The following is a 21,272-nucleotide window of genomic DNA, read 5'->3' as shown; positions in this document are numbered from 1 at the left end:
GGCCTTTCATGCAGCAACGCGGCGCGAGCGGCCATGTGCAGCGCCGGCCCCCTGCGCATCCGGCGCAGTGTCGACTATCTGCGCGTCCAGCGCAGTGTCGACTACCTGCGCGTCCGGCGCAGTGTCGACCCCCTGCGCGTCCGGCGCAGCGCCGCCACCCATGTGCGCGCCCAGCACCTGGCGGTCAGCCGCAGCGGCCCGGGTCTCGAACACGATGCGGCCTTCACTCATGACCACGATGCGGTCGGCCAGTTCCAGCAGTTCGTCCAGGTCTTCGCTGATCAGCAGCACGCCCGCGTTGCGCTCACGCGCCTGGCGCAGCCGGCTGTGGATTTGCGCGACGGCGGCAAAGTCCAGCCCGAACACCGGGTTGGCGGCGATCAGCACGTTGATGTCGCCGGCCAGTTCACGCGCCAGCACGGCGCGCTGCACATTGCCGCCCGACAGGCTGCCGATGGCCGCTGTCTCGCCCCGGGTCGCGATGCCGTATTCGGCAATCCAGGCGCGGGCACGCTCGCGCCAGGCGGCAAAGCGCAGCCAGCCGCCGACGGCCAGCGGCGCTTGGTCAAAGTCGCGCAAGGCCATGTTCTCGGCCACGCTGAACGCGGCCACACAGGCGTTGCGCAGCGGTTCTTCGGGCAGGCTGCGCACCTTCAGTTGCCGGTTCTGCCGGCGCGTGGCCTGGTAGGGCTGGCCCATGACGCTGACGCTGCCCGAGAGCCGGGGGCGCTGGCCCACCAGGGCTTGCAGCAGTTCGCGCTGGCCGTTGCCGGAGACTCCGGCGATGCCCAATATCTCGCCGTGCGCCAGCGTCAGGCTCAGGCCACGCAGCGCCAGCGTGCCGCGCTCGCCCAGCGCGCACAGGTCTTGCACCGCCAGCGCGGGGGTGGCCGGTGTGGTGCTTGGATGCCGGGCGGGCCGTGGATATGCGCGCGCCGCTGCGGGCCGTGCCGCAGCGGCCATGCCATCGGCGACCATCGCCTGCGCCAGCAGCGTGGGGCTGGTGTCGGCGACGCGGCCGTGGTGCACGGCGCGGCCTTTGCGCAGCACGGTGACGCTGTCGGCGTAGGCCATGACTTCGCGGAATTTGTGCGTGATGATGATCACGGTGCATGCGCCACGGTGCGCAAAGTCGCGGATATGGGCCAGCACCTGGTCGGCTTCCTGCGGCGTCAGCACCGAGGTGGGTTCGTCCAGGATCAGCAGGCGGGGCTGGAGGTAGAGTTGCTTGAGCAATTCCAGTTTCTGCTTTTCACCGGCCGCCAGATCGGCCGGGCAGGCATCGAGGTTCAGGCTGAACGGCGTGCTTTGCAGAAAGGCCCGCAGTTCGGCGTGCCGGGTTTTCCAGTCGAGCACCCAGGGCAGTCGGTCAGCGGCCAGCAGCAGGTTCTCGGCCACGCTCATGCCGGGGGCCAGCGTGAAGTGCTGGTAGACCATGCCGATGCCCAGGGCGCGGGCGTTCACCGGGTGGGCAATGTCCTGCTCGCGCCCGTCGATCAGGATGCTGCCGGCATCGGCACGGGCAAAGCCGGCCACGCATTTGACCAAGGTGCTCTTGCCTGCGCCGTTTTCACCGAGCAGGGCGTGCACGCTGCCAGGCTCGACCTTCAGGCTCACCTGGTCGATCGCGGTGAAGCTGCCAAAGCGCTTGGTCAGTGCGCAGATTTCCAGCAGCAGCGCGCCACGGGCGGGCTTGGGGCGTGGAATCAGCGGGGACTGGCGCATGGTCCCGGCCCTTGGCGATCGATCACGGGCTGTCCCTGGCGATCGATCATGAACCGTCCTTGCCGGACAGGGCCTGCAACACGGCCGATGATGTGGCATGGGCGCCGAATACGCCGCCCTGCATCGTGATCATTTTCAGCGCGGCCAAGTGGTTGCCGTCATCGGTGGCTGCGGTGCAGTCCGACAGTAGCAGGCACTCGAAGCCGCGGTCGTTGGCTTCGCGCATCGTGGTGTGCACGCAGACATCGGTGGTGATGCCTGCCAGCAGCAGATGGGCAATGCCGCGGGTGCGCAGCAGCAGTTCCAGGTCGGTGGCGTAGAAAGCGCCTTTGCCCGGCTTGTCGATCACCACTTCGCCGGGCAGCGGCGCCAACTCGGCAATGATGTTCCAGCCCGGCTCGCCGCGCACCAGGATGCGCCCGCACGGGCCTTCGTCGCCAATGCCCAGGCCCTGGGTGCCGATTTGCCGGGAGCGCCAGCGTTTGTTGGCCGGCAGATCCGACAGGTCGGGCCGATGGCCTTCGCGGGTGTGCATGACCGCATAGCCTGCGGCCCGCAGCGCCGCCATCAGGGTTTTGAGCGGCGCTATCGGCGCGCGGGTCTGCGCGATGTCGTAGCCCATCTTGTCGACATAGCCGCCCGCGCCGCAGAAGTCGGTCTGCATGTCGATCACGATCAGGGCCGTGTTGTCCGGCCGCAGGTCGCCGTTCCAGGGCCAGGCATAGGGGTTGGCGGTGATGTGCATGGCGTTTCAGTGCTCCGATGATGAGAGTTCCCCCGGGCTGCCCCGGGCCACGCTGCCGGGTTTGCAGCTCAGCACCAGAATCACCAGGGTCAGCAGATAGGGCATGGCGCCAAACAGGTGGTAGCCCCAGCCAAAGCCGGCGGACTGCAGCGCTGGCCCGATGGCGCCGGCGGCGCCAAACAGTGCGGCGGCGGCAATGCAGCGCAGCGGGCTCCAGCGCGCAAAGATGACCAGGGCCACGGCAATCAGCCCCTGCCCGCTGGAGATGCCCTCGTTCCAACTGCCGGGATAGAACAGCGTCAGGGATGCGCCGCCCAGGCCCGCCACCATGCCGCCGATGGTGGTTGCCAGAATGCGCATGCCGGTGACCGGATAGCCCAGCGCACGCGCCGCGTCGGCCGAGTCTCCGACCATGCGCAGCAGCAGGCCGTAGCGGGTGTGCCGCAAGCCCCACGCCATCAGCAGCGCCAGCGCCAGGCCCAGCGGCAGCAGCAGGTTGATCCGCAATGCCGATTGCAGCGCCGGCGAACTGCTCCATTGGCCCAATTGCAAGGCCGGAATTTGCGGCGCCTGCGGCTGTATGAAGGGCTTGCCCCAATAAAACGCCAGGCCGGTGCCCAGCAGCATCAGCGCAATGCCGGTGGCCACATCGTTGACCCGGGGCAGCGAACACAGCAGGCCGTGCAGCGCCGCCAGCAGCCCGCCGGCCAGCGCGCCGCAGAGCACGCCGAGCCAGGCCGAGTGGCCCAGGCAGGCCCCGGCAAAGGCGGCCATCGCCGACAGCACCAGCACGCCTTCGAGCCCCAGGTTGATGCGGCCCGACTTTTCCGTCAGGCATTCGCCCAGGCTGACGAACAGGAACGGGGTGCCCACCCGCAAGGCGCCGCCGAGCATGCCGGCCAACAGCGCCAGCCACTGCTCTGCGCTCATCGCGCGTCCCCTTGCGCAGCGCGCAGGGGGCCGATGCGCACCAGTTTGGCCAGCAGCCCTGTGCATTGCAGATCACGCAGCGCCTGGCTGGCCAGGATGAAAACGAAGGCCAGACCCTGCAGCACCAGCACCGAGGCGTCGGGCAGGCCCAGGCGGCGCTGCAGCAGGCTGCCCGCAGCGCCGAAGCCGCCAAACACGATCGCCACGGCAATGATGGCCAGCGGGTGGTGGCGGGCGATGAACGACACCAGGATGCCGGTGTAGCCATAAAAGGCAATCAGCGCTGCGTTGGCATTGGTGTGCACGGCAGCCACTTCGACGGCGCCGGCCAGCCCTGCGGCAGCGCCGCCCAGCGCACAGGCGACGATGATCAGCCGCGATGCGGGCAGGCCCATCAACCGGGCGGTGCGCGGGTTGCCGCCGACCACGCGCAGCGCAAAGCCCGAGGCCGTCGCGTGCAGCCACAGCGCCAGCCCCAGACAGGCCAGCACGCCCAGCACCAGGCCCCAATGCAGGTCGGTGCCGGCGATGCCGCCCATTTGCAGGGCCGTTGGCAGGGTTCGGGTCGAGGGCTTGTTCAGACTCGCCGGGTCGCGCAGCGGGCCTTCGACCAGATGCTTGAACAGCCCGATGGCAATGTAGGCCAGCAGCAGGCTGCTGATGGTCTCGTTGATGCCACGGTATTGCCGCAACCAGCCGGCCAATGCCAGCCATAGCCCACCGGCGAGCGCACCGGCTGCGCAGGCTGCCGCAGTGCCGACGGCATTGCCCGGCAGCGGCAGGTAGCAGGCCGCTGCGGCACAGGCCAGACCGCCGAGCACCAGCGCTCCTTCGGCGCCGATGATCACCAGACCGGCGCGCGCCGGAAGCGCCACGCACAGCGCCGTCAGCATCAGCGGCGCGGCGCGCTGCAACGTGTTCTGCCAGGAAAACGCATCGCCAAAAGCCCCCTTGAACAGCAGCACCCACAGTTGCAGCGGGTCCACGCCGGCCAGGCTGACCAGGGCGCCAAATACCGCCAGCGCCGCAGCGATGGCCAGCATCGGCAGTGCCATGTCGTAGGCGGTGGCGCGCATGGTCGGTGGCCGCAGGCCGCAGCGTCAGATCGAGCCGAGCACACCTTCGACCAGGTAATTCATGCGCTCGAGTTCCATGTCGGTCTGCTGGAGGGCCTTGCCTGCGGCGATCACCACCCGGCCCCGGTTGTCCTCGATCGGGCCTTTGAAGATGGCGAAGCTGCCCGCCAGCATCCGGGCCTTGGTGGCCTCGGCGTTCTTTCTGGCCGCCTCGCCGACCATGGCGCCATAGGCCGACATGCGCACATACCCCTCCTTGAGGCCGCCGCGCAGGAAGTTCGGATGCGGCTTGCCGCTTTGGGCCGCATCGACCATGGTCTTGTAAGCGGTGAGCCAGTTCCACTCGGCACCGCTCAGGTACGCCTGGGGGGCGAGCCTGGCCTGGCTGGCGTGGTAGCCGCAGACCATCTTGCCGCGCTTGGCCGCAGTCTCCACCACCACTTTGGGGCTGTCGACATGCATCGTGAACACATCCACGCCCTGGTCGGCCAGGCTGTTGGTGGCCTCGGCCTCCTTGATCGGCATGGACCATTCGCCGGTGAAGATCACGCTGCAACGGATCTCGGGCTTGACGGAGCGGGCGCCGAGCGTGAAGGCGTTGATGTTGCGCAGCACTTGCGGGATCGGCTTGGCGGCGATGAAGCCGATCTTTGCGCTGCGGCTCATGTGGCCGGCGATCACGCCGCTCAGGTACTGGCATTCGTCGATGTAGCCAAAGAAGCTGCCCACGTTGGCCGGGTGAATGCCCTGCGTCCACAGGCCGCCGCAATGGGCAAAGCGCACTTTCTGGTGTTTGGGCGCCAAGGCCAGGATATGCGGGTCGAAGTAGCCGAACGAGCTGGGGATCAGCAGCGCAGCGCCGTCTTGCAAGATCATGCCGGTCATGGTCTTTTGCACCGCCGTGGTTTCCGGCACGTTTTCTTCTTCCACCACCGCGATGCCGGGCATCTTCTTGAGTTCGGCCGCCGCCTGGGCATGGGCCTGGCTGTAGCCGTAGTCGTCCCGTGAGCCGACATAGATGACGCCGACGGTCAGCGGCTTTTCGGCCCGTGCCCGCAGCGTTCCCGCAGCCCCCAGGGCCGCCAGGGATTGGAGCGTGTCACGACGGTTCAATGGGCGCAGGTTCATGGCTTCGGTTCTCCTGTGGGTGCAAAGGGCGCGTCAGAATGGTGCGGACGACATGCATCCCATCTTGTATTCAAGACGGAATGCAATGACCGTGCCCGTGCGCCAGGCCGGCATCTGTCAAGAAAGGCGCGCCGCCGCCGCCGGACGCCGCGCACCCGGTGTGCGGCTGGCGCGCGCAGCGTTCGCGGCTTTGCCACATGCGGGCGTCTTTGCCAGTCGATGGCCGTATCAGGATGCCGGCGCCGGTCAGCGCCGCACTTCGCGCTGGAAGATCTCCAGGCTCAGCTTCCTGGTCTGTATGAAGTCCGGCGCGCTGAGCGTCTCCAGCGTGCGCGGGCGCGGCGCGGCGTAGCGCAAAATCTCGGCCACCCGGGTCGGGCGCTTGGTCAGCAGCAGTACCTCGTCGGCCAGGTACACGGCCTCTTCCAGATCGTGCGAGACCAGCAGCATGGTGGTGCCGGTCTGCATGAACACCTGCTGCAACTTCTCGCGGATGAACAGCGTCATCTCGAAGTCCAGCGCCGAAAACGGCTCGTCGAGGAACAGCACCTCGGGATGGGGCGCCAGCGCGCGCATGATGGACGCGGTCTGCTGTTGCCCGCCCGATAGTTCGTAGGGAAAGCGGTTCAGGTCGAACTTCACGTCGAACGAAGCCACCAACTCGGCCATGCGGCGGTCGACCTGGGCCTTGGAGCGGCCTTCGAGCTTGAGCGGGTAGGCAATGTTGTCGATGGTGCGCAGCCACGGAAACAGCGCCTCGCGGTAGTTCTGGAACACGTAGCCGATTTTGGTGTCCTCGAGCGACTTGCCGTCGAACAGGATTTCTCCGCTGTCGATCGGCACCAGCCCGGCGATCATGTTGATCAGCGTCGACTTGCCGCAGCCGTTCGGGCCGAACACCGAGGTGATCTTTTGCTTGGGGATGTTCAGGTCGAAGTTCTCGTACAGCGGCCAGCCGGCAAAGTACTTGGTCAGCCCGCGCACCGTGATCTGCGTGCCCTGCGGGCCGGGCGTGAACACCGGCGCGGGTATGTCGGCGTACATCGGGCCATGGAGGACCTGCGTCATCGTCCGCTCCAATGAACGATGCGGCGCTCGAGCACCAGGAACAGCACGTTCAGCGCATAGCCCAGCATGCCCGCAGCCAGGATGGCGGCGTACATGGTCTTGACGTTGAGCACCTGCTGCGCGTCGATGATGCGATGGCCCAGACCGTTGTCCGAGCCAATGAACATCTCGGCAACGACCACGATCACCAGCGCCATCGACACCGCCGAGCGCAGCCCGACGAAGCTCGGTTGCAGGCTTTCCCGGATCAGCACGTCCTTGAAGATCTGCCAGCGCGAAGCCCCCATCACCTTGGCCGCCATGATGCGCTGCCGGCGCGCATTGATCACGCCATAAGCGCTGTTGAAGATCACGATCAGCAAGGAGCCAAAGGCGGCGATGGCCACCTTGTTGATGTCCGACACGCCAAAGATCAGCAAAAACAGCGGGATCAGCGCGGAACTGGGCGTGGAGCGGAAAAAGTCGATCAGAAACTCGACGCTGCGGTAAGCCTTCTCGTTGCTGCCCAGCAGCACGCCCAGCGGCACGCCGACCACGGCCGCCACGCCAAAAGCCTGTAGCGTGCGCCACACCGTGAACAAAAAGTCGGTCAGCAGCGCCCCGCCCAGCAGGCCGGTGACCAGCGTGGTCACGGTGGCCGCAGGGGGCGGCAGCAAGATGGCGCGGATCATGCCGGTGCGCACCACGATGTCCCACGCGACGAACAGCGCCACCGGCCCGATGCAGGGCAGCAAGCGGCCCCAGGGCAGGCGTCTGGGCGGCGCAGCGGCAAGGCGTGCACGGCTGTCCATGGCGTCAGTCCTTGAACAGCAGGGCGGACACGTCGAGCCGCTTGTCGAACACCCCCTTGTCGGTAAAGAGGTCGAAGAACTTCTGAAAGGCGGCAATGTCGGCCGGCCGGAACTCGTCGTAGAGCATGTACGAGGCCAGCGGCACGGCGGCCGTCAGCGGGCCTTCGATGGCGGTGTAGCCCGTCAGGTGCTGGCGCGCCTCGTCCGGCCGGGTGCGCACCAGCGCGATGCCACGGGCGTAGGCGGCGATGTACTTTCTGGCTTCTGCCGGGTGCTTGCCGATGAACTCGGTGGTCAGCGTGGCCGCGCCGCCATGCCAGGGCGCCTGCGCGTCGCCCAGGATGTACTTGGCAATCACACCGGCTTCCAGAATGCGGGCGCTGCCGTTGAGCCGGCCCACGGTGCCGGTAGGCTCGAGCGTGTAGACCGCATCGACCTGGCCGGCTGCCAGCGCCGCCAGATGCTGGCCTATCGGCAACTCGATCACGCGGGTGCCGCCGGCGCCGGCGCGCTCCAGCACGGCGCCGGCCAGTGTCTTGTTCTGTATGCCGGGGCCGCAGGCAATGCGCTTGCCCTTGAGCTCGGCGATGGTCTTGACCGGGCTGTCCTTGGGCACCAGAAACTCATCGAGCACATGCCGGGCGTTGCTCGGGTTGGTGGCAATGATCTTGAACAGCCCGGGCGAAGCCAGCGCGCCCACCCCCAGGTTGCCCGAGCCGGTGCCGTTGGCACTGCCGTCGCAGCGGCCGGCCAGCATGGCCTCCATCACCTGCTGGGCGCTGGCGAACTTGAGCGGCGCCACATCCAGCCCGGCTTCGTTGAAGTAACCCTTTTCCACTGCGGCGTAAAAGGGCAGGCCCGCAGCCACGGGCCAGTAGCCGATGCGAATCCTGGCCGCGCTGCGGGCGCGCACGATGGCGGGCACGGCCAGCACCCCCAGCGTGGCGACGCCCTGGCGCAGCAGTTGGCGGCGGCGGGCGGCGGCTGTGGACGGGGCGTCGTCGAAGGGCATGGGTTTTTCCTGTGGGGGTGGCGAAGTCTTGTGGTTCAGGCGGGCTTGCACGCCGCCAGATAAGCGCGCCAGCCGCCGTGTCCGGTGATGTCCTGCGCGGCGTGCAGCGCGTAGCCTTCACAGATGAAGCCGGTGGCCCAACTGCCATCGGCCAGTTCCACCTGGCCCAGACCCAGCGGCGGCGGGATCAGCGCCAAAAAGCTGCCCATCTGCGCCTGCGGCATGTCCCACAGCTCCAGCGCGATGGCGGCACCGCCGGTGGCCACACGGCGCAGACCCGGCTTGGGCGGCACGCTGCCGGGCAGCGCATACAGGCGGTAGCTGGGGGCGGTGCTGGTGGCCTGCAGCAGGCGGGCGCCGCGCTCGATCAACTGGGCATCGAGCGGCATGCCCGACAAATGGGCGCCGACCACGGCCAGCCGCATGTGCGGGGTGTCATCGGCCCGGCCTGCCGGTGCCACGGGTGCCGGTGCCGGCATGTCTGCCAGCGCCTGCATCCCTGCCAGCGCCTGCGGCGCCGGCAGAGGCAGGGACAGCGCCCCCTGCAACATGCCGCTGGCATGGTGGTAGCGCTGGCCCAGTTCGGCCAGCGGCCAGTCGCTGCCGCAGGGGCCGATGAGGGTGATGCCAAAGGGCAGGCCGTCGGGGCGGATGCTGCTGGGCACCGCAATCGCGGCGTAGTCGAGCAGGTTGACGAAGTTCGTGTACTGGCCCAGGTGGCTGTTCAGCGCCACCGGGTCGGCCTGCATCGCGGCAATGGTGTAGTGGGTGGGGGCGGTGGGCACCAGCAGCACATCCATGCCGGCCCACAGCGCGCGTGCCTGCTGTGCGCAGGCCTGCAACTGCGTCTGCGCGGCGCACAGATCGGCTGCGCCGAAGCCGCGACCCCGGGCGATGATGCTGCGCACCGGCTCCATCACCCGGTCTTCATGGGCATCGAAGAACGGGCGCAGGGCGGCGTAGCGCTCGGCCACCAGGGCGCTCTCATACAGCAGCGCGGCGGCCTGCGCCAGCGGGCGGTAATCGAGCGCCACGGCCACGCCGCCGATGGCGCTCAGGCGCTGCACCGCCTGGGCAAAAGCGGCCTGCGCCGCCTGGTCGCCAAAGAACTCCAGCGGGTCGGGCAGGCCAAAGCGAAAGCGGTGGCCGAAGGGCTGGCTGGCCAGTTGCAGCGTGCGCGAATACGGGTCTTGCGCGTCCGGCCCCTGCGCCACCTGCAGCACGCGGGCGGCCATGGCCACCGTGCGCGCGAAGATGGACACGCAGTCGACACTCTGCGCCGCCGGCACGACGCCGCGCGCGCTCAGCAACCCCCGGCTGGGCTTGATGCCGACGATGTTGTTCAGCCCGGCCGGCACGCGGCCCGAGCCGGCGGTGTCGGTGCCCAGGGCGAAGTCGACCTGGCCGGTGGCCACCACATAGGCCGAGCCGGAACTGGAGCCGCCCGACACATAGTCGGCATGAAACGCATTCGGCACCGCCCCGTAGGGCGAGCGCGTGCCGTTGAGGCCGCAGGCAAACTGGTCGAGGTTGGTTTTGCCCACCAGGCTTGCACCAGCGTCGAGCAGCTTGCGCACCACTGTGGCGTGCTCCCGGGGCCGGTAGGCAAACTCCGGGCAGGCGGCGGTGGTGGGCCAGCCCAGTGCGTCGATGTTGTCCTTGATGGCAAAGCGCAGCCCGGCCAGCGGGCCGGTGCTGCGGCCTGCCAGGGGCTGCGCGAAGCGTTCTATCCAGGCCTGCGGGGCGCCTGATCCGTCTTGCACCATGGTAGGGGGTCCGTCCCGTATGTTGGAGTACCATCTTGTATCCCAGCCACCACTGCAAGAGCTGCGCCAGCCAATCGCTCCCGATTGCAGTGCGCCGCCAGTGCCGCCAGTGCCCCGAGTGCCGCCTGCCCCGTACCCCGCCCCGTACCCCGTGCGCCGTGGCTGTGCGTGCAAAATGCGCTTTCTGCCGCAAATCATCAAGAAAGAGGTCTGCATGTCCTGGCAACCCGAAGTCGACGAGCTGCAATGGCGCAAGCAGCTCGCGCAGCAAATGGGCGGCGCCGAGAAAGTGCAGCGGCACAAAGACGCCGGCAAGCTGACGGTGCGCGAACGGATCGAGGCCATCGCCGATCCGGGCTCGTTCCAGGAAATCGGCGCGCTCGCCGGCAGCGGCCAGTACGACGCGGACGGCAAGATCGCCGGCCTGCGGCCCTCGAATCTGGTGATCGGCCACGCGCAGATCGACGCCCGCCCGGTGGTGCTGATGGGCGACGACTTCACCGTGCGCGGCGGGGCCAATGACGGCGCGGTGGGCGACAAACTGGTCCATGCCGAGCGCATGGCCGGCGATCTGCGCCTGCCCGTCGTCCGGCTGGTCGATGGCACCGGCGGTGGCGGCTCGGTGCGCAACATAGAGACCAAGGGCCACACCCTGCTGCCCGAAATGCGGGTCTGGCAGCATGTGGTCGAGAACATGTCGCTGGTGCCGGTGGTTTCGCTGGCGCTCGGCTCGGTGGCCGGCATGGGTGCGGCGCGCGTGGCTGCCAGCCATTACTCGGTGATGGTCAAGGGCCTGTCCCAGTTGTTCAACGCCGGCCCGCCGATCGTCGCGCATATCGGCCAGCAGGTCAGCAAGAATGAATTGGGCGGCAGCCAGATCCACACGCGCAACGGGGTGGTCGACGATGAGGTCGACACCGAGGCCGAGGCCTTTGCGCGTGCCCGGCGCTTTCTTTCGTACCTGCCGACCTCGGTCTTCGAGTTGCCGCCGCGCGGCGCTGCGCCGGCGGCAAGCGCCGACCAGCAATGGCTGCTGGCGGCCATTCCGCGCGATGCGCGTTCGGTCTACAAAATCCGCCCCATCGTGCAGACGCTGGTGGACCCGGACTCGTTCATGGAGCTCGGCGGCAAATGGGGGCGCGCGCTGGCGACCGGGCTGGCCCGCATCGACGGTTGGCCGGTGGCCGTGTTGGCCAGCGATCCGTACCACTACGGCGGCGGCTGGGACCGCGCCACCTCAGACAAGCTGATCCGCTTCGTCGACCTGGCGCAGGTATTTCATTTGCCGGTGGTCAACCTGGTCGATGTCGCGGGCTTTCAGATCGGGGTCGATGCCGAGAAATCCGGCGTGATGCGCTCTGGCGTGCGCGCGCTGGCCGCGATTTATCAGACGACGGTGCCATGGTGCTCGATCATCGTGCGCCGCGCCTACGGCGTGGCCGCCGCCGGCCACCAGCATATGGGGCGGCACAATTGGCGCTACGCATGGCCCTCGGCCAACTGGGGCTCGCTGCCGATAGAAGGCGGCCTGGATGTCGCCTACAAGGCCGAGATCGAAGCGGCCCAAGACCCCGGGCGCAAGCGCGCCGAGATCGAGCAGCGGCTGCGCCGCCTGACGTCGCCATTCCGCAGCGCCGAAGCCTTCGTCATCGAAGACATCATCGACCCGCGCGAGACGCGCGCGCGCCTGCTCGACTTTGTCCATCTGGCCGCGCGCTTGCGCCAGCCCGGCCAGCAAGCGTTTGGCATCCGGCCCTGAGGAGTGCCTGTCGGGCGGCCGTTTTGCCGGACAGCAGCAGGCAGCAACCATGTGGCAGTGCAGACGCCATTTTGCGCAGCTCGGCGCCGCCGCCATCGTGGCGTGCCTGGGCAGCGCGCCCGCGCTGGCGGCCGAGGCGGCGCCATGGCCAAGCCGGCCCATCACCCTGGTCGTGCCCTTTCCGCCGGGCGGCATGACGGATGTGGTCGCGCGCCGCATGGCCAAGGACTTGCAACACGCGCTCGGGCAGTCGGTGGTGGTGGACAACCGGGCCGGTGCGAGCGGGCAGATCGGCACCGAACATGTGCACCGGGCCGCGCCCGATGGCTACACCTTGCTGGTCTCGGCCACCCATCATGTGATCAACCCGGCCTTGCGTGGCAAGCTGCCGTATGACACCCGCAGCGGTTTCACACCGCTGGCGCTGCTGGCCAGCACGCCGAATGTGCTGGTGGTGCACAAGGACGTTCCGGCCGCGAACCTTTCCGAGTTCATTGCCTACGCCAGAAAGCAGCCCGGCGGCAGCATGTTCGGCTCCTCCAGCATTGGCGGGGCCACCCATTTGTCGGGCGAACTGCTCCGGCTCGAAGCCGGCATTCCGATGACCCATGTGCCGTACAAGGGCGCCGCGCCGGCGCTTGCCGACCTGCTCGCCGGCCAGATACCGGCGCTGTTTCATGACGTGATGACGATGGCGCCGTATGTCCGCGACGGCCGCGTCAAGGCGCTAGTGTCGCGTCACGGATCAGATGTCGTAGGCTGCGCGCAGCCATCGGAGCGCAGCGCAAGGCGCATCGCGCGGCCAATACCGAGCGTATTGGCAAGCGATGCAACGCCGCGATGCGCTTCGATGGCCAGCGCAGACCGACAGATGATCGGTGACGCGACACTAGGCGTGACCTCTGCGACCCGCAGCGGCGCGCTGCCCGAGGTTCCGACCATTGCCGAGCAGGGCCTGCCCGGCTACCAGGCCATCACCTGGATCGGCTTCTACGGCCCGGCCCATCTGCCGAGCGCCATCGCCGAACGCCTGAACGCGCTGGCGCGCGCCAGCGTCAACAGCGCCGCAGCGCGCCCGTGGTTCAAGGACAATGGCGCCGACCCCGGTGACATGGACCAAAAGCAATACGCCGCCTTCGTGGCGAGCGAACTGGGCAAATGGAAAAACACCGTGGCCCGGGCAGGAGTGAGCGTTGACTGAAGCGACATCCATGCTGCAACTGCTGACGCCGCGCCGTGTCGCCGTGCTCGGCGCTTCCGAAAACCCCGTCAAGGCCGGCGGCCGGCCGATTGCCTACATGCGCCGCTACGGCTTTCAGGACGACATCTACCCGGTCAACCCCCGGCGCACCGAGGTGCAGGGCCTGCCTTGCTACGCCAGTTTGGCTGATCTGCCGCAGGCGCCCGATCTGGTGGTCATCAGTCTGGCCGGCAGCCAGGTCGATGCTGCGCTGGCGCAATGCATAGCGGCCGGTGCGCGCTGCGCGGTGATCTACTCGTCGGGCTTTGCGGAACTGGGCGCAGCCGGGCTTGCCGCGCAGCAGGCGCTGGTGCGGCGGGCCAGCGCAGCCGGTCTCAGACTGATAGGCCCGAATACGCAGGGCGTTGCGAACTTTCAGACCGGCGCCGTGCTGAACTTTTCCACGATGATCAACGAGTGCGCCCCGCAGGACGGCGCCATCGCCATCGTCAGCCAGAGCGGCGCCGGCGCGGGCATCCTGTATGGCGGACTGCGCCGCCAGGGCCTGGGCGTGCGCTACATGGTGGCCACGGGCAATGAGGCCGGCGTGAATGTGGCGCGCGCCGTGCGGGGCCTGCTCGAAGACCCGTCGCTGCGCCTGATCCTGATGTATGCCGAAGCCTTGCGCGATACCGGGCTGCTGGCCGAAGCCGCAACGCTGTCGGCCCGGCGCGATGTGCCGATCCTGGCCGTAAAGGCCGCGCGCACACCGGCCGGGCAGGCCACGGCCAGCTCGCACACCGGCGCGCTGGCCAGCGAAGATGCGTTGGCCGAAGCCTTTCTGCGCCAACACAACATCGTCCGTGTGCGCGATTTCGACGAACTGGTGGAATATGCGCAGTTGTTCGAGCGGCGCGAACGCCCCCGGGGCCGCAAGCTCGTGGCGCTCAGCAACTCCGGCGCGACCTGCGTGCTGGCCGCCGACGCGATCGAACAAAACGACATGCTGTCGGCCGAATTCACACCAAGCCATGCGCAGGCGCTGCGGGCAGTGCTGCCAGCGTATGTCGCGGTGCGCAACCCGATCGACATGACGACGGCGCTGCTCGGGCAGCCGGGCATCTACGGCGACGCCTTGCGCACCGTGGCCGACAGCGGCGCCGCGCATGGCGTTTTCGTGGGCTTTCCGGTCGGCGGCGAAGGCTATGACATGTCGTACTTCGCCCGGCAAACCATGGACTTCGTTGCCGCCACCGGCCTGCCGGTGGCCGTCGGCGCCGTGCAAGATGGGGTGGCGCGCGCGTTCCGCACTTGCGGCCTGCCAGTGTTCGGCAGCGAATTTCGCGCCATTCGCGGCCTGGCCTTGCTGGCGGGCTACGAAGAAGGGCGCGCGGCGCTCCGGGCGGGCGCCGAATCTGCCGGCTGCGCCGGGGCCGCAGCAGGTCTGCCGGTGACAGGAGCGGCAGGCGGCGCAGCCTGGGACGAGCCGGCCAGCCTAGTGTCGCGTCACGGATCAGATGTCGTAGGCTGCGCGCAGCCATCGGAGCGCAGCGCAAGGCGCATCGCGCAGCCAATACCGAGCGTATTGGCAAGCGATGCAACGCCGCGATGCGCTTCGATGGCCAGCGCAGACCGACAGATGATCGGTGACGCGACACTAGCGCTGCTCGCGCAGGCCGGCCTGCCGGTGGTGCGGCATCGGGTCTGCCGCAGGCAAGAAGACATTGCCGCAGCGCTGGAGTCCTTGCAGCGGCCGGTGGTGCTCAAGGGCGTGTCCGCCGCCATCACGCACAAATCAGAGCACGGCCTGGTGCGGCTCGGCGTATCCGCGCCTGAGCAAGCGCACGCGGCCTGGCGCGACTACCAGACCGTGCTCGATGGCCTGGGCGCCGACTTCGGCGGCCTGCTCGTGGCCGAGCAAGCGCGCGGCGATTTCGAACTGGCCGTGGGCGCGCATTGGGACGCGACCTTCGGGCCGGTCGTGATGGTCGGGCATGGCGGGGTGCTGGTGGAGGCTTACCAGGACATGCAGTTTCTGCTGGCGCCGTTCACCCGGGCGCAGGCGCTGGCGGCGATTGCGCGGCTGAGGGTCGCGCGCGGCTTTGCGGCCACGCGAGGACTGCCTGCCGTCGACCTGCACGCCCTGGCCGCCATGCTGGTCACGCTGGGCCAATGGTTCGTGCAGCAGCAGGGCGCATTCTCGTCGATAGACGCCAACCCGGTGCTGGTGTCGCGCACGGCGGCGCCGGTGCTGGTGGATGCGGTGGTGATCCCCTGCGCCGGGGCGCGCGCCGAGCGCATCCGTTCACACTGAAAACGAAGGGAATGATCCATGAGCACAATCCAAACGACCGTCTCTGGCGTCATCGCCAAAGTGCATGTACAGCCGGGCGCGCATGTCGCGGTCGGCGATGTGATCGTGACCGTTGAATCGATGAAGATGGAGATACCGGTGGAGGCCGAAGAGGCCGGCGTGATCGACCAAATGCTGGTCGTCGAAGGCCAGCAGGTCAGCGAAGACCAGGCCGTTGCGACCTTCGTCTGAGAGGCTCATTTCCGGTGGTTGCCGGAAATGAGACCGGAAAACAGCGCAAACGGCTCATGCCGCGCTGGCCGCTGCCGCCTTGGTGCGCGCAGGCAGCTTTTCCTTGATGCGGGCCGACTTGCCGCTGCGCTCGCGCAGGTAGTACAGCTTGGCACGGCGCACATCGCCACGGCGCTTGACCTCGATGCTGGCGATCAGCGGGCTGTAGGTCTGGAACGTGCGCTCCACGCCTTCGCCGCTGGAGATCTTGCGCACGATAAAACCGCTGTTCAGGCCGCGATTGCGCTTGGCGATCACCACGCCCTCGTAAGCCTGCACGCGCTTGCGGCTGCCTTCGACCACATTCACATTCACGATGACGGTGTCGCCGGCGCTGAAGTCGGGAATGGTCTTGTTCAAGCGGGCGATTTCTTCCGCTTCCAGGGTCTGGATCAGGTTCATTTGCCATCCAACGATCTTGTCCGCGCCAAAGTGGCAACGTCGGGATTGACGTATCAGGGTCTCACCCCGGTTTTGCAAGCAAAGCCGCAGGGCGAAACGGCCGGCCAGAGGATCGAAAAGCCCGCGAGTATAAGTCTTTTCCAAACGGCCGCAGGTTGGCGCGCCGGGCAAAGGGCAAAGGGCAAGGGCCTGCGCCGTGCTGCGAGCGCGAATGGACCCTGGCGCCAGGCCCGGGATGCGGTAACTTCGCAGTTTCTGAGTGAAAGAACACCATGCACCCCGGAATATCGGCATACACCCGCACCCACACCCACAAGCGCACCCACGAGCGCTTTCTTGCGCGCCTCGCGTCGCAGGGGCCGCCCTGTGCGGGCGTGCCCGTATCCTCCGCGCCCGTTGACGGCGCGGTCGCGGACCGGCCCCGGGTGCGCCTTCGCCCCGCAGGAAGCCCGCCGCGCACCGCAGGTGCTGTGCGGCCAGATGACCCAGGCTTCGGCCTGAATGGGGAGACAGCGTATGTCGTTTGACTCTTTGCTCGATTCCGACACCCAGCTCAACCAGAAGAGCTACTACGAAGCCAGTGTCCAGCGCGACCCGGCGTCGGCGCCGTTGCAAGGCGAGGTGCGCGCCGACGTGCTGGTGGTCGGGGCGGGCTTTGCCGGCCTGTCCAGCGCCATCGAGTTGGCGCAGCGCGGCTACAGGGTGGCGCTGCTGGAGGCAGATCGGGTGTGCAGCGGCGCCTCCGGGCGCAATGGCGGCCAGGCCATCGTCGGCTATGCCAGCGGCCTGGCGCCGTTTGAGCAGCAGTTGGGCCCGGATGGTGCGCGGCGCGCCTGGGACATGTCGCTGGAAGCGCTGGATCTGATCGACGAGCGCATCGCGCAATTCGGCATCGATTGCGACCGGGTCGATGGCTACCTCTATGTGGCCACCTCTGCCCGCAAGGCGCGGGCGCTGCAAGCCCGGATGCAGGCCATGCAGCGCGATTACGGGCTGGCCACCGAGTTCGCCAGCGGCGCCGATGTGCAGCGGCATATCCAGAGTCCGCTGTATTGCGCCTCGGCCTATGAAAACCGCTCCGGCCATTTGCACCCGCTGAAGTACGGCCTGGGTCTGGCGCGCGCGGCGCGCAGTCTGGGCGTGCAGATTTTCGAGCATTCGCCGGTGCTGGAACTGCGCAAAGGCGCGCCGCTGACGGCGCGCACGGCCAAGGGCGCCGTGGTGGCGCAGTTTGGCGTGCTGGCCGGGAACTGCACGCTGAGCGCATACGGCCCCCAGGTGGCCCCCGAGATTGCGCCGCGCATCATGCCGGTGGGCACCTACATCATCGGCACCGCGCCGCTTGCGCCGGCGTTGCCGGCGCAACTGATTGCCCGCAACGCCGCTGTGTGCGACAACAATTTCGTTCTGGACTATTTCCGTTTCAGCGCCGACCACCGCATGCTGTTTGGCGGGCGGGTGAGCTACTCCACGCGCACGCCAGCGCAGTTGCGGCAGATCATGGCCCGGCGCATGGAGCGGGTGTTTCCGGCATTGCAGGGCGTGCCCATCGACTTCGTGTGGGGCGGCTTTGTCGACATCAGCGCGAACCGCGCCCCGGACTTTGGCCGTCTGGGCGACAACCTGTATTACCTGCAAGGTTTCAGCGGCCACGGTGTGGCGCTGGCCGGCCTGGCCGGGCGCGTCGTGGCGCAGGCACTGGCCGGGCAGGCCGAGCGCTTCGATGTGTTCGCCAGATTGCAACACCGCAAATTTCCCGGCGGGCCGTGGTTGCGCACCCCCACGCTGGTGCTCGGCATGGCCTACCACGCATTGCGTGACGCGCTGTGAGCGTCTGCCCGCGCCATGCCCGGCGTGCCTTGGCCGGCGCCCTGGTTCGCGCCCGTTGGATTGGATGCGTTGCAACCCGCGCCATCTTCGCGCCGGGGCAGGCATGGCGCACATCGATGCGTCCGGACGGTGGCGCGGTTGCGCGCAAAACTTGGGCAAACCATCCGATGCCGCATCGATGGCGCCGTGCTGGCGCTTGCCCGGCCCCCGGCGCTCTTGCCCGCCATCGATTTCAGCAGCCCAAAGGCCCAAAGGCCAAAATCCCCGTCGCCGGGCCATGGGAGTTTCCAGCCGGGAAATGGCGGGGATAAGGCTTACCATTGGCGCGTTCAGCAAAGCAGATAAGACTGTCCGAGCAGTCAGGAGCGCCTTATGAGTGAAAAAAACAAACCCATGAACTTCAACGATCTGGAGCAGTGGCTCAACGAGCGCCATGTGACCGAAGTGGAATGTCTGGTGCCGGACTTGACCGGCGTGGCGCGCGGCAAAATTCTGCCCCGCGCCAAATTCACCGAGGACCGCGGCATGCGCTTGCCCCAGGCCATCGTGGCCATGGGGGTGACCGGCGAATTCCCCCAAAGCGGCCCCTACTACGACGTGATCGACCCTACCGACAAGGACATGCAATTGCGGCCCGACCCTTCGTCCGTGCGCATCGTGCCGTGGGCCACCGACCCGACCGCACAGGTCATCCACGACTGCTTCGACAACGAAGGCAACATGGTGCCTTTTGCGCCACGCTCGGTGCTGCGCCGGGTGCTGGGGCTTTTCGCTGCACAGGGCCTGCAACCCATCGTCGCGCCCGAACTGGAGTTTTATCTGACCGCCCGCAATACCGACCCGAACATGCTGCCGCGCCCGCCCATTGGGCGCAGCGGCCGCGCGGAAACGTCGCGCCAAGCCTACAGCATCGATGCGGTGAACGAATTCGATCCGCTGTTTGAAGAAATCTACGACTTCAGCGACAAGATGGAGCTCAACGTAGACACCCTGATCCACGAAGTGGGTGCCGGACAAATGGAGATCAACTTCTTTCACAACGTGCCCTTGGGCCTGGCCGATGAAGTGTTCTTCTTCAAACGCACGGTGCGCGAGTCGGCGCTGCGCCATGACATGTATGCCACCTTCATGGCCAAGCCCATCTCCGGCGAACCCGGCAGCGCGATGCATGTGCACCAGAGTCTGCTGGACGTGGCCAGCGGCAAAAATGTGTTCAGCAACGAAGACGGCACGCCGTCGGCGATGTTCATGCACTACATCGGCGGCTTGCAGCGCTACATTCCGGCCGCCATGGTGCTGGTGGCGCCCTACGTCAACAGCTATCGCCGCCTGTCGCGCAACACGGCAGCGCCGATCAACATCGAATGGGGCTACGACAACCGCACCGTGGGCATCCGTTCGCCGATCTCGACGCCAGCGGCCCGGCGCGTGGAAAACCGTGTCATTGGCGCCGATGCCAACCCCTATGTGGCAATGGCCATGACGCTGGCTTGCGGCTATCTGGGGATCATGAACAAGATCGAGCCCAAGGCGGAGATGAAGGGCGACGCCTATCTCTGCGCATATGCATTGCCGCGCAGTCTGGCCGAGGCGCTGGACTGGCTGCGCAAGGAAACCGACCTGCACGAAGTGCTGGGCAAGGAGTTCGTCACGGTCTACTCCGAGATCAAGGAGTTGGAGTTTGACGAGTTCATGAAAGTGATTTCTCCCTGGGAACGTGAGCACCTGTTGCTCCACGTCTGAACCGCACCCCTGAACCACACCTGCTCGTTTGAAACGGGATTCAAAAATGCACACGGCTGTCGATACCCAGCTGATCCAGGCCCTGGACAGCGCCCACTTCCTGCACCCCTTTACCGATCTCAAAGACCTGCAGGCGCGCGGCGCGCGGGTCATCACCCGTGCCCAGGACATTTACGTGTGGGACTCCGAAGACCGGCGCATGCTCGACGCAATGAGCGGCCTGTGGTGCGTCAATGTGGGCTATGGCCGCAAGGAACTGGCGGATGCCGCCAGCCAGCAGATGATGACGCTGCCCTACTACAACAGCTTTTTTCAGACCACCAACGTGCCGGCCGCGAAACTGGCCGCGAAACTGGCCGCACTCGCGCCGGATGTGGGCGAGCGCAGTTTCAAGCATGTCTTTTATTCGAGCAGCGGCAGCGAAAGCAACGACTCCAATGTGCGCATGGTGCGCCGCTACTGGGACCTGCTGGGCCAGCCCCAGCGCAAAACCATCATCAGCCGCATGAATGCGTACCACGGCAGCACGATGGCGGGCGCATCGCTGGGGGGCATGCGCGACATGCACGCGCAGGGCGATTTGCCCATTCCCGGCATCACCCATATCGGGCAACCCTATTTCTTTGAAAACGGCGCCCCGGGCGAAAGCGCAGAAGACTTCGGCGTGCGTGCCGCCGGCTGGCTGGAGACGAAAATTCTCGAAGTCGGCGCAGAAAAGGTAGCCGCCTTCATTGCCGAACCATTGCAAGGCGCCGGCGGCGTGATCATCCCGCCGGCCAGCTACTGGCCCGAGATTCAGCGCATCGTGGACAAGTATGGAATCTTGCTCATCAGCGATGAAGTGATTTGCGCGTTTGGCCGTCTCGGCCACTGGTTTGGCTACGAAAAATTCGGCTACAAACCCGACCTGATCACCTTCGCCAAAGCCATTACCGGCGGCTACATCCCGCTGGGCGGCGTGATGGTGGGCAATCGCGTCGCCAAGGTGTTGATCGAGCAGGGTGGAGAGTTCACCCACGGCTACACCTACAGCGGCCACCCGGTGGCATGCGCCGTGGCTTTGGCCAACCTCGACATCATGGAGCGCGAGAACCTGCCAGGCCGCGTGCGCGATGACGTTGGCCCGTATCTGGCGCGCGCATTTGCGCAACTCGAAACCCATCCACTGGTGGGCGTGGCCGAGACCTGCGGATTCGTCGGTGGGCTGGTGCTGGTCAGAAACCCACAGACCCGGGAGAAATTCAAGGCCGATCTGAACGTCGGCATGGTGTGCCGCGGGCATTGTTTCGCCAACGGATTGATCATGCGCGCGGTAGGCGACCGCATGATCATTGCACCGCCGCTGACGATGACCCATGCCCAAATCGACGAGATGCTGGCTTTGATCGTGAAATGCCTCGATTCGACCTATGCCGATGTCCGAAAAAATGGCTGGCTGGCATAAGGATTGCACGCTTTGGCCAGGTGCCAGACCGGTATGCTGCGCCCTGGTTTTACTTTCTCGAATGAAGATGGGGGTCCGATTGAAGCCGT

Annotated in this window: 17 protein-coding genes; 7 read left to right on the top strand and 10 right to left on the bottom strand. The window is 67.0% G+C overall.

Translation table 11 applies throughout. From position 1 onward, the window contains the following. Positions 1–6: 6 nt before the first annotated feature. The 9 genes from VEIS_RS04115 to atzF form a co-directional block, all read right to left on the bottom strand. Entirely contained in the window at positions 7–1,725 is a 1,719-nt protein-coding gene (locus VEIS_RS04115) for an ABC transporter ATP-binding protein (protein ID WP_011808634.1), read from the bottom strand. A gap of 46 nt (positions 1,726–1,771) precedes the next feature. Then, positions 1,772–2,470, bottom strand: a complete 699-nt coding sequence (gene biuH, locus VEIS_RS04110) for a biuret amidohydrolase (RefSeq protein ID WP_011808633.1) — start codon at positions 2,468–2,470, stop codon at positions 1,772–1,774. 6 nt (positions 2,471–2,476) lie between these two features. After that, positions 2,477–3,400 carry an ABC transporter permease gene (locus tag VEIS_RS04105; protein ID WP_011808632.1) on the bottom strand — a complete coding sequence of 308 codons (924 nt, stop codon included), beginning with the start codon at positions 3,398–3,400 and terminating at the stop codon, positions 2,477–2,479. Continuing rightward, positions 3,397–4,476 carry an ABC transporter permease gene (locus VEIS_RS04100; protein ID WP_011808631.1) on the bottom strand — a complete coding sequence of 360 codons (1,080 nt, stop codon included), beginning with the start codon at positions 4,474–4,476 and terminating at the stop codon, positions 3,397–3,399. Before VEIS_RS04100 ends, VEIS_RS04105 begins: the two co-directional genes overlap by 4 nt. A gap of 24 nt (positions 4,477–4,500) precedes the next feature. Further along, on the bottom strand, positions 4,501–5,604 hold the full coding sequence (locus tag VEIS_RS04095) for a BMP family ABC transporter substrate-binding protein (protein WP_011808630.1): 1,104 nt from the start codon (positions 5,602–5,604) through the stop codon (positions 4,501–4,503). A gap of 246 nt (positions 5,605–5,850) precedes the next feature. After that, positions 5,851–6,672, bottom strand: a complete 822-nt coding sequence (locus tag VEIS_RS04090; RefSeq protein ID WP_011808629.1) for an ABC transporter ATP-binding protein — start codon at positions 6,670–6,672, stop codon at positions 5,851–5,853. Further along, positions 6,669–7,463 carry an ABC transporter permease gene (locus VEIS_RS04085; protein ID WP_011808628.1) on the bottom strand — a complete coding sequence of 265 codons (795 nt, stop codon included), beginning with the start codon at positions 7,461–7,463 and terminating at the stop codon, positions 6,669–6,671. The genes VEIS_RS04090 and VEIS_RS04085 overlap by 4 nt, the downstream gene beginning before the upstream one ends. Before the next feature lie 4 nt (positions 7,464–7,467). Further along, entirely contained in the window at positions 7,468–8,475 is a 1,008-nt protein-coding gene (locus tag VEIS_RS04080) for an ABC transporter substrate-binding protein (RefSeq protein ID WP_011808627.1), read from the bottom strand. Between the two features lie 35 nt (positions 8,476–8,510). Continuing rightward, positions 8,511–10,241 (bottom strand): allophanate hydrolase, encoded by a 1,731-nt coding sequence (atzF, locus tag VEIS_RS04075; RefSeq protein ID WP_011808626.1) that lies wholly within the window; start codon positions 10,239–10,241, stop codon positions 8,511–8,513. Between the two features lie 214 nt (positions 10,242–10,455). Between atzF and VEIS_RS04070 the strand changes: the two genes are divergently transcribed. The 4 genes from VEIS_RS04070 to VEIS_RS04055 are packed head-to-tail and all read left to right on the top strand — an operon-like array spanning position 10,456 to position 15,725. Next, on the top strand, positions 10,456–12,000 hold the full coding sequence (locus VEIS_RS04070) for an acyl-CoA carboxylase subunit beta (protein ID WP_011808625.1): 1,545 nt from the start codon (positions 10,456–10,458) through the stop codon (positions 11,998–12,000). 49 nt (positions 12,001–12,049) lie between these two features. Next, complete coding sequence (locus VEIS_RS04065; RefSeq protein ID WP_011808624.1) at positions 12,050–13,201, top strand: tripartite tricarboxylate transporter substrate binding protein; 1,152 nt, start codon at positions 12,050–12,052, stop codon at positions 13,199–13,201. A gap of 10 nt (positions 13,202–13,211) precedes the next feature. Further along, entirely contained in the window at positions 13,212–15,494 is a 2,283-nt protein-coding gene (locus VEIS_RS04060) for an acetate--CoA ligase family protein (protein WP_041949798.1), read from the top strand. An 18-nt stretch (positions 15,495–15,512) separates the two neighbouring features. Next, positions 15,513–15,725, top strand: a complete 213-nt coding sequence (locus tag VEIS_RS04055) for an acetyl-CoA carboxylase biotin carboxyl carrier protein subunit (protein ID WP_011808622.1) — start codon at positions 15,513–15,515, stop codon at positions 15,723–15,725. 54 nt (positions 15,726–15,779) lie between these two features. Here the strand turns inward: VEIS_RS04055 and rplS are convergent, their stop codons facing one another. Beyond that, complete coding sequence (rplS, locus tag VEIS_RS04050) at positions 15,780–16,166, bottom strand: 50S ribosomal protein L19 (protein WP_011808621.1); 387 nt, start codon at positions 16,164–16,166, stop codon at positions 15,780–15,782. Between the two features lie 516 nt (positions 16,167–16,682). Here rplS and VEIS_RS04045 point away from each other — a divergent pair. The 3 genes from VEIS_RS04045 (at position 16,683) to VEIS_RS04035 (ending at position 21,183) form a co-directional block, all read left to right on the top strand. Beyond that, the gene (locus VEIS_RS04045) at positions 16,683–17,996 is read left to right on the top strand and encodes an NAD(P)/FAD-dependent oxidoreductase (RefSeq protein WP_011808620.1); all 1,314 of its coding nucleotides are present in this window, start codon (positions 16,683–16,685) and stop codon (positions 17,994–17,996) included. A gap of 372 nt (positions 17,997–18,368) precedes the next feature. Beyond that, positions 18,369–19,739, top strand: coding sequence for a glutamine synthetase family protein (locus VEIS_RS04040; RefSeq protein ID WP_011808619.1), 1,371 nt, complete (start codon positions 18,369–18,371; stop codon positions 19,737–19,739). A gap of 46 nt (positions 19,740–19,785) precedes the next feature. Beyond that, positions 19,786–21,183 (top strand): aspartate aminotransferase family protein, encoded by a 1,398-nt coding sequence (locus tag VEIS_RS04035; RefSeq protein WP_011808618.1) that lies wholly within the window; start codon positions 19,786–19,788, stop codon positions 21,181–21,183. The last annotated feature ends 89 nt before the right edge of the window (positions 21,184–21,272 follow it).

Source organism: Verminephrobacter eiseniae EF01-2 (genome assembly GCF_000015565.1).
Classification (GTDB): Bacteria; Pseudomonadota; Gammaproteobacteria; order Burkholderiales; family Burkholderiaceae_C; genus Acidovorax; species Acidovorax eiseniae.
This window is presented reverse-complemented; position numbering and strand designations above follow the sequence as displayed.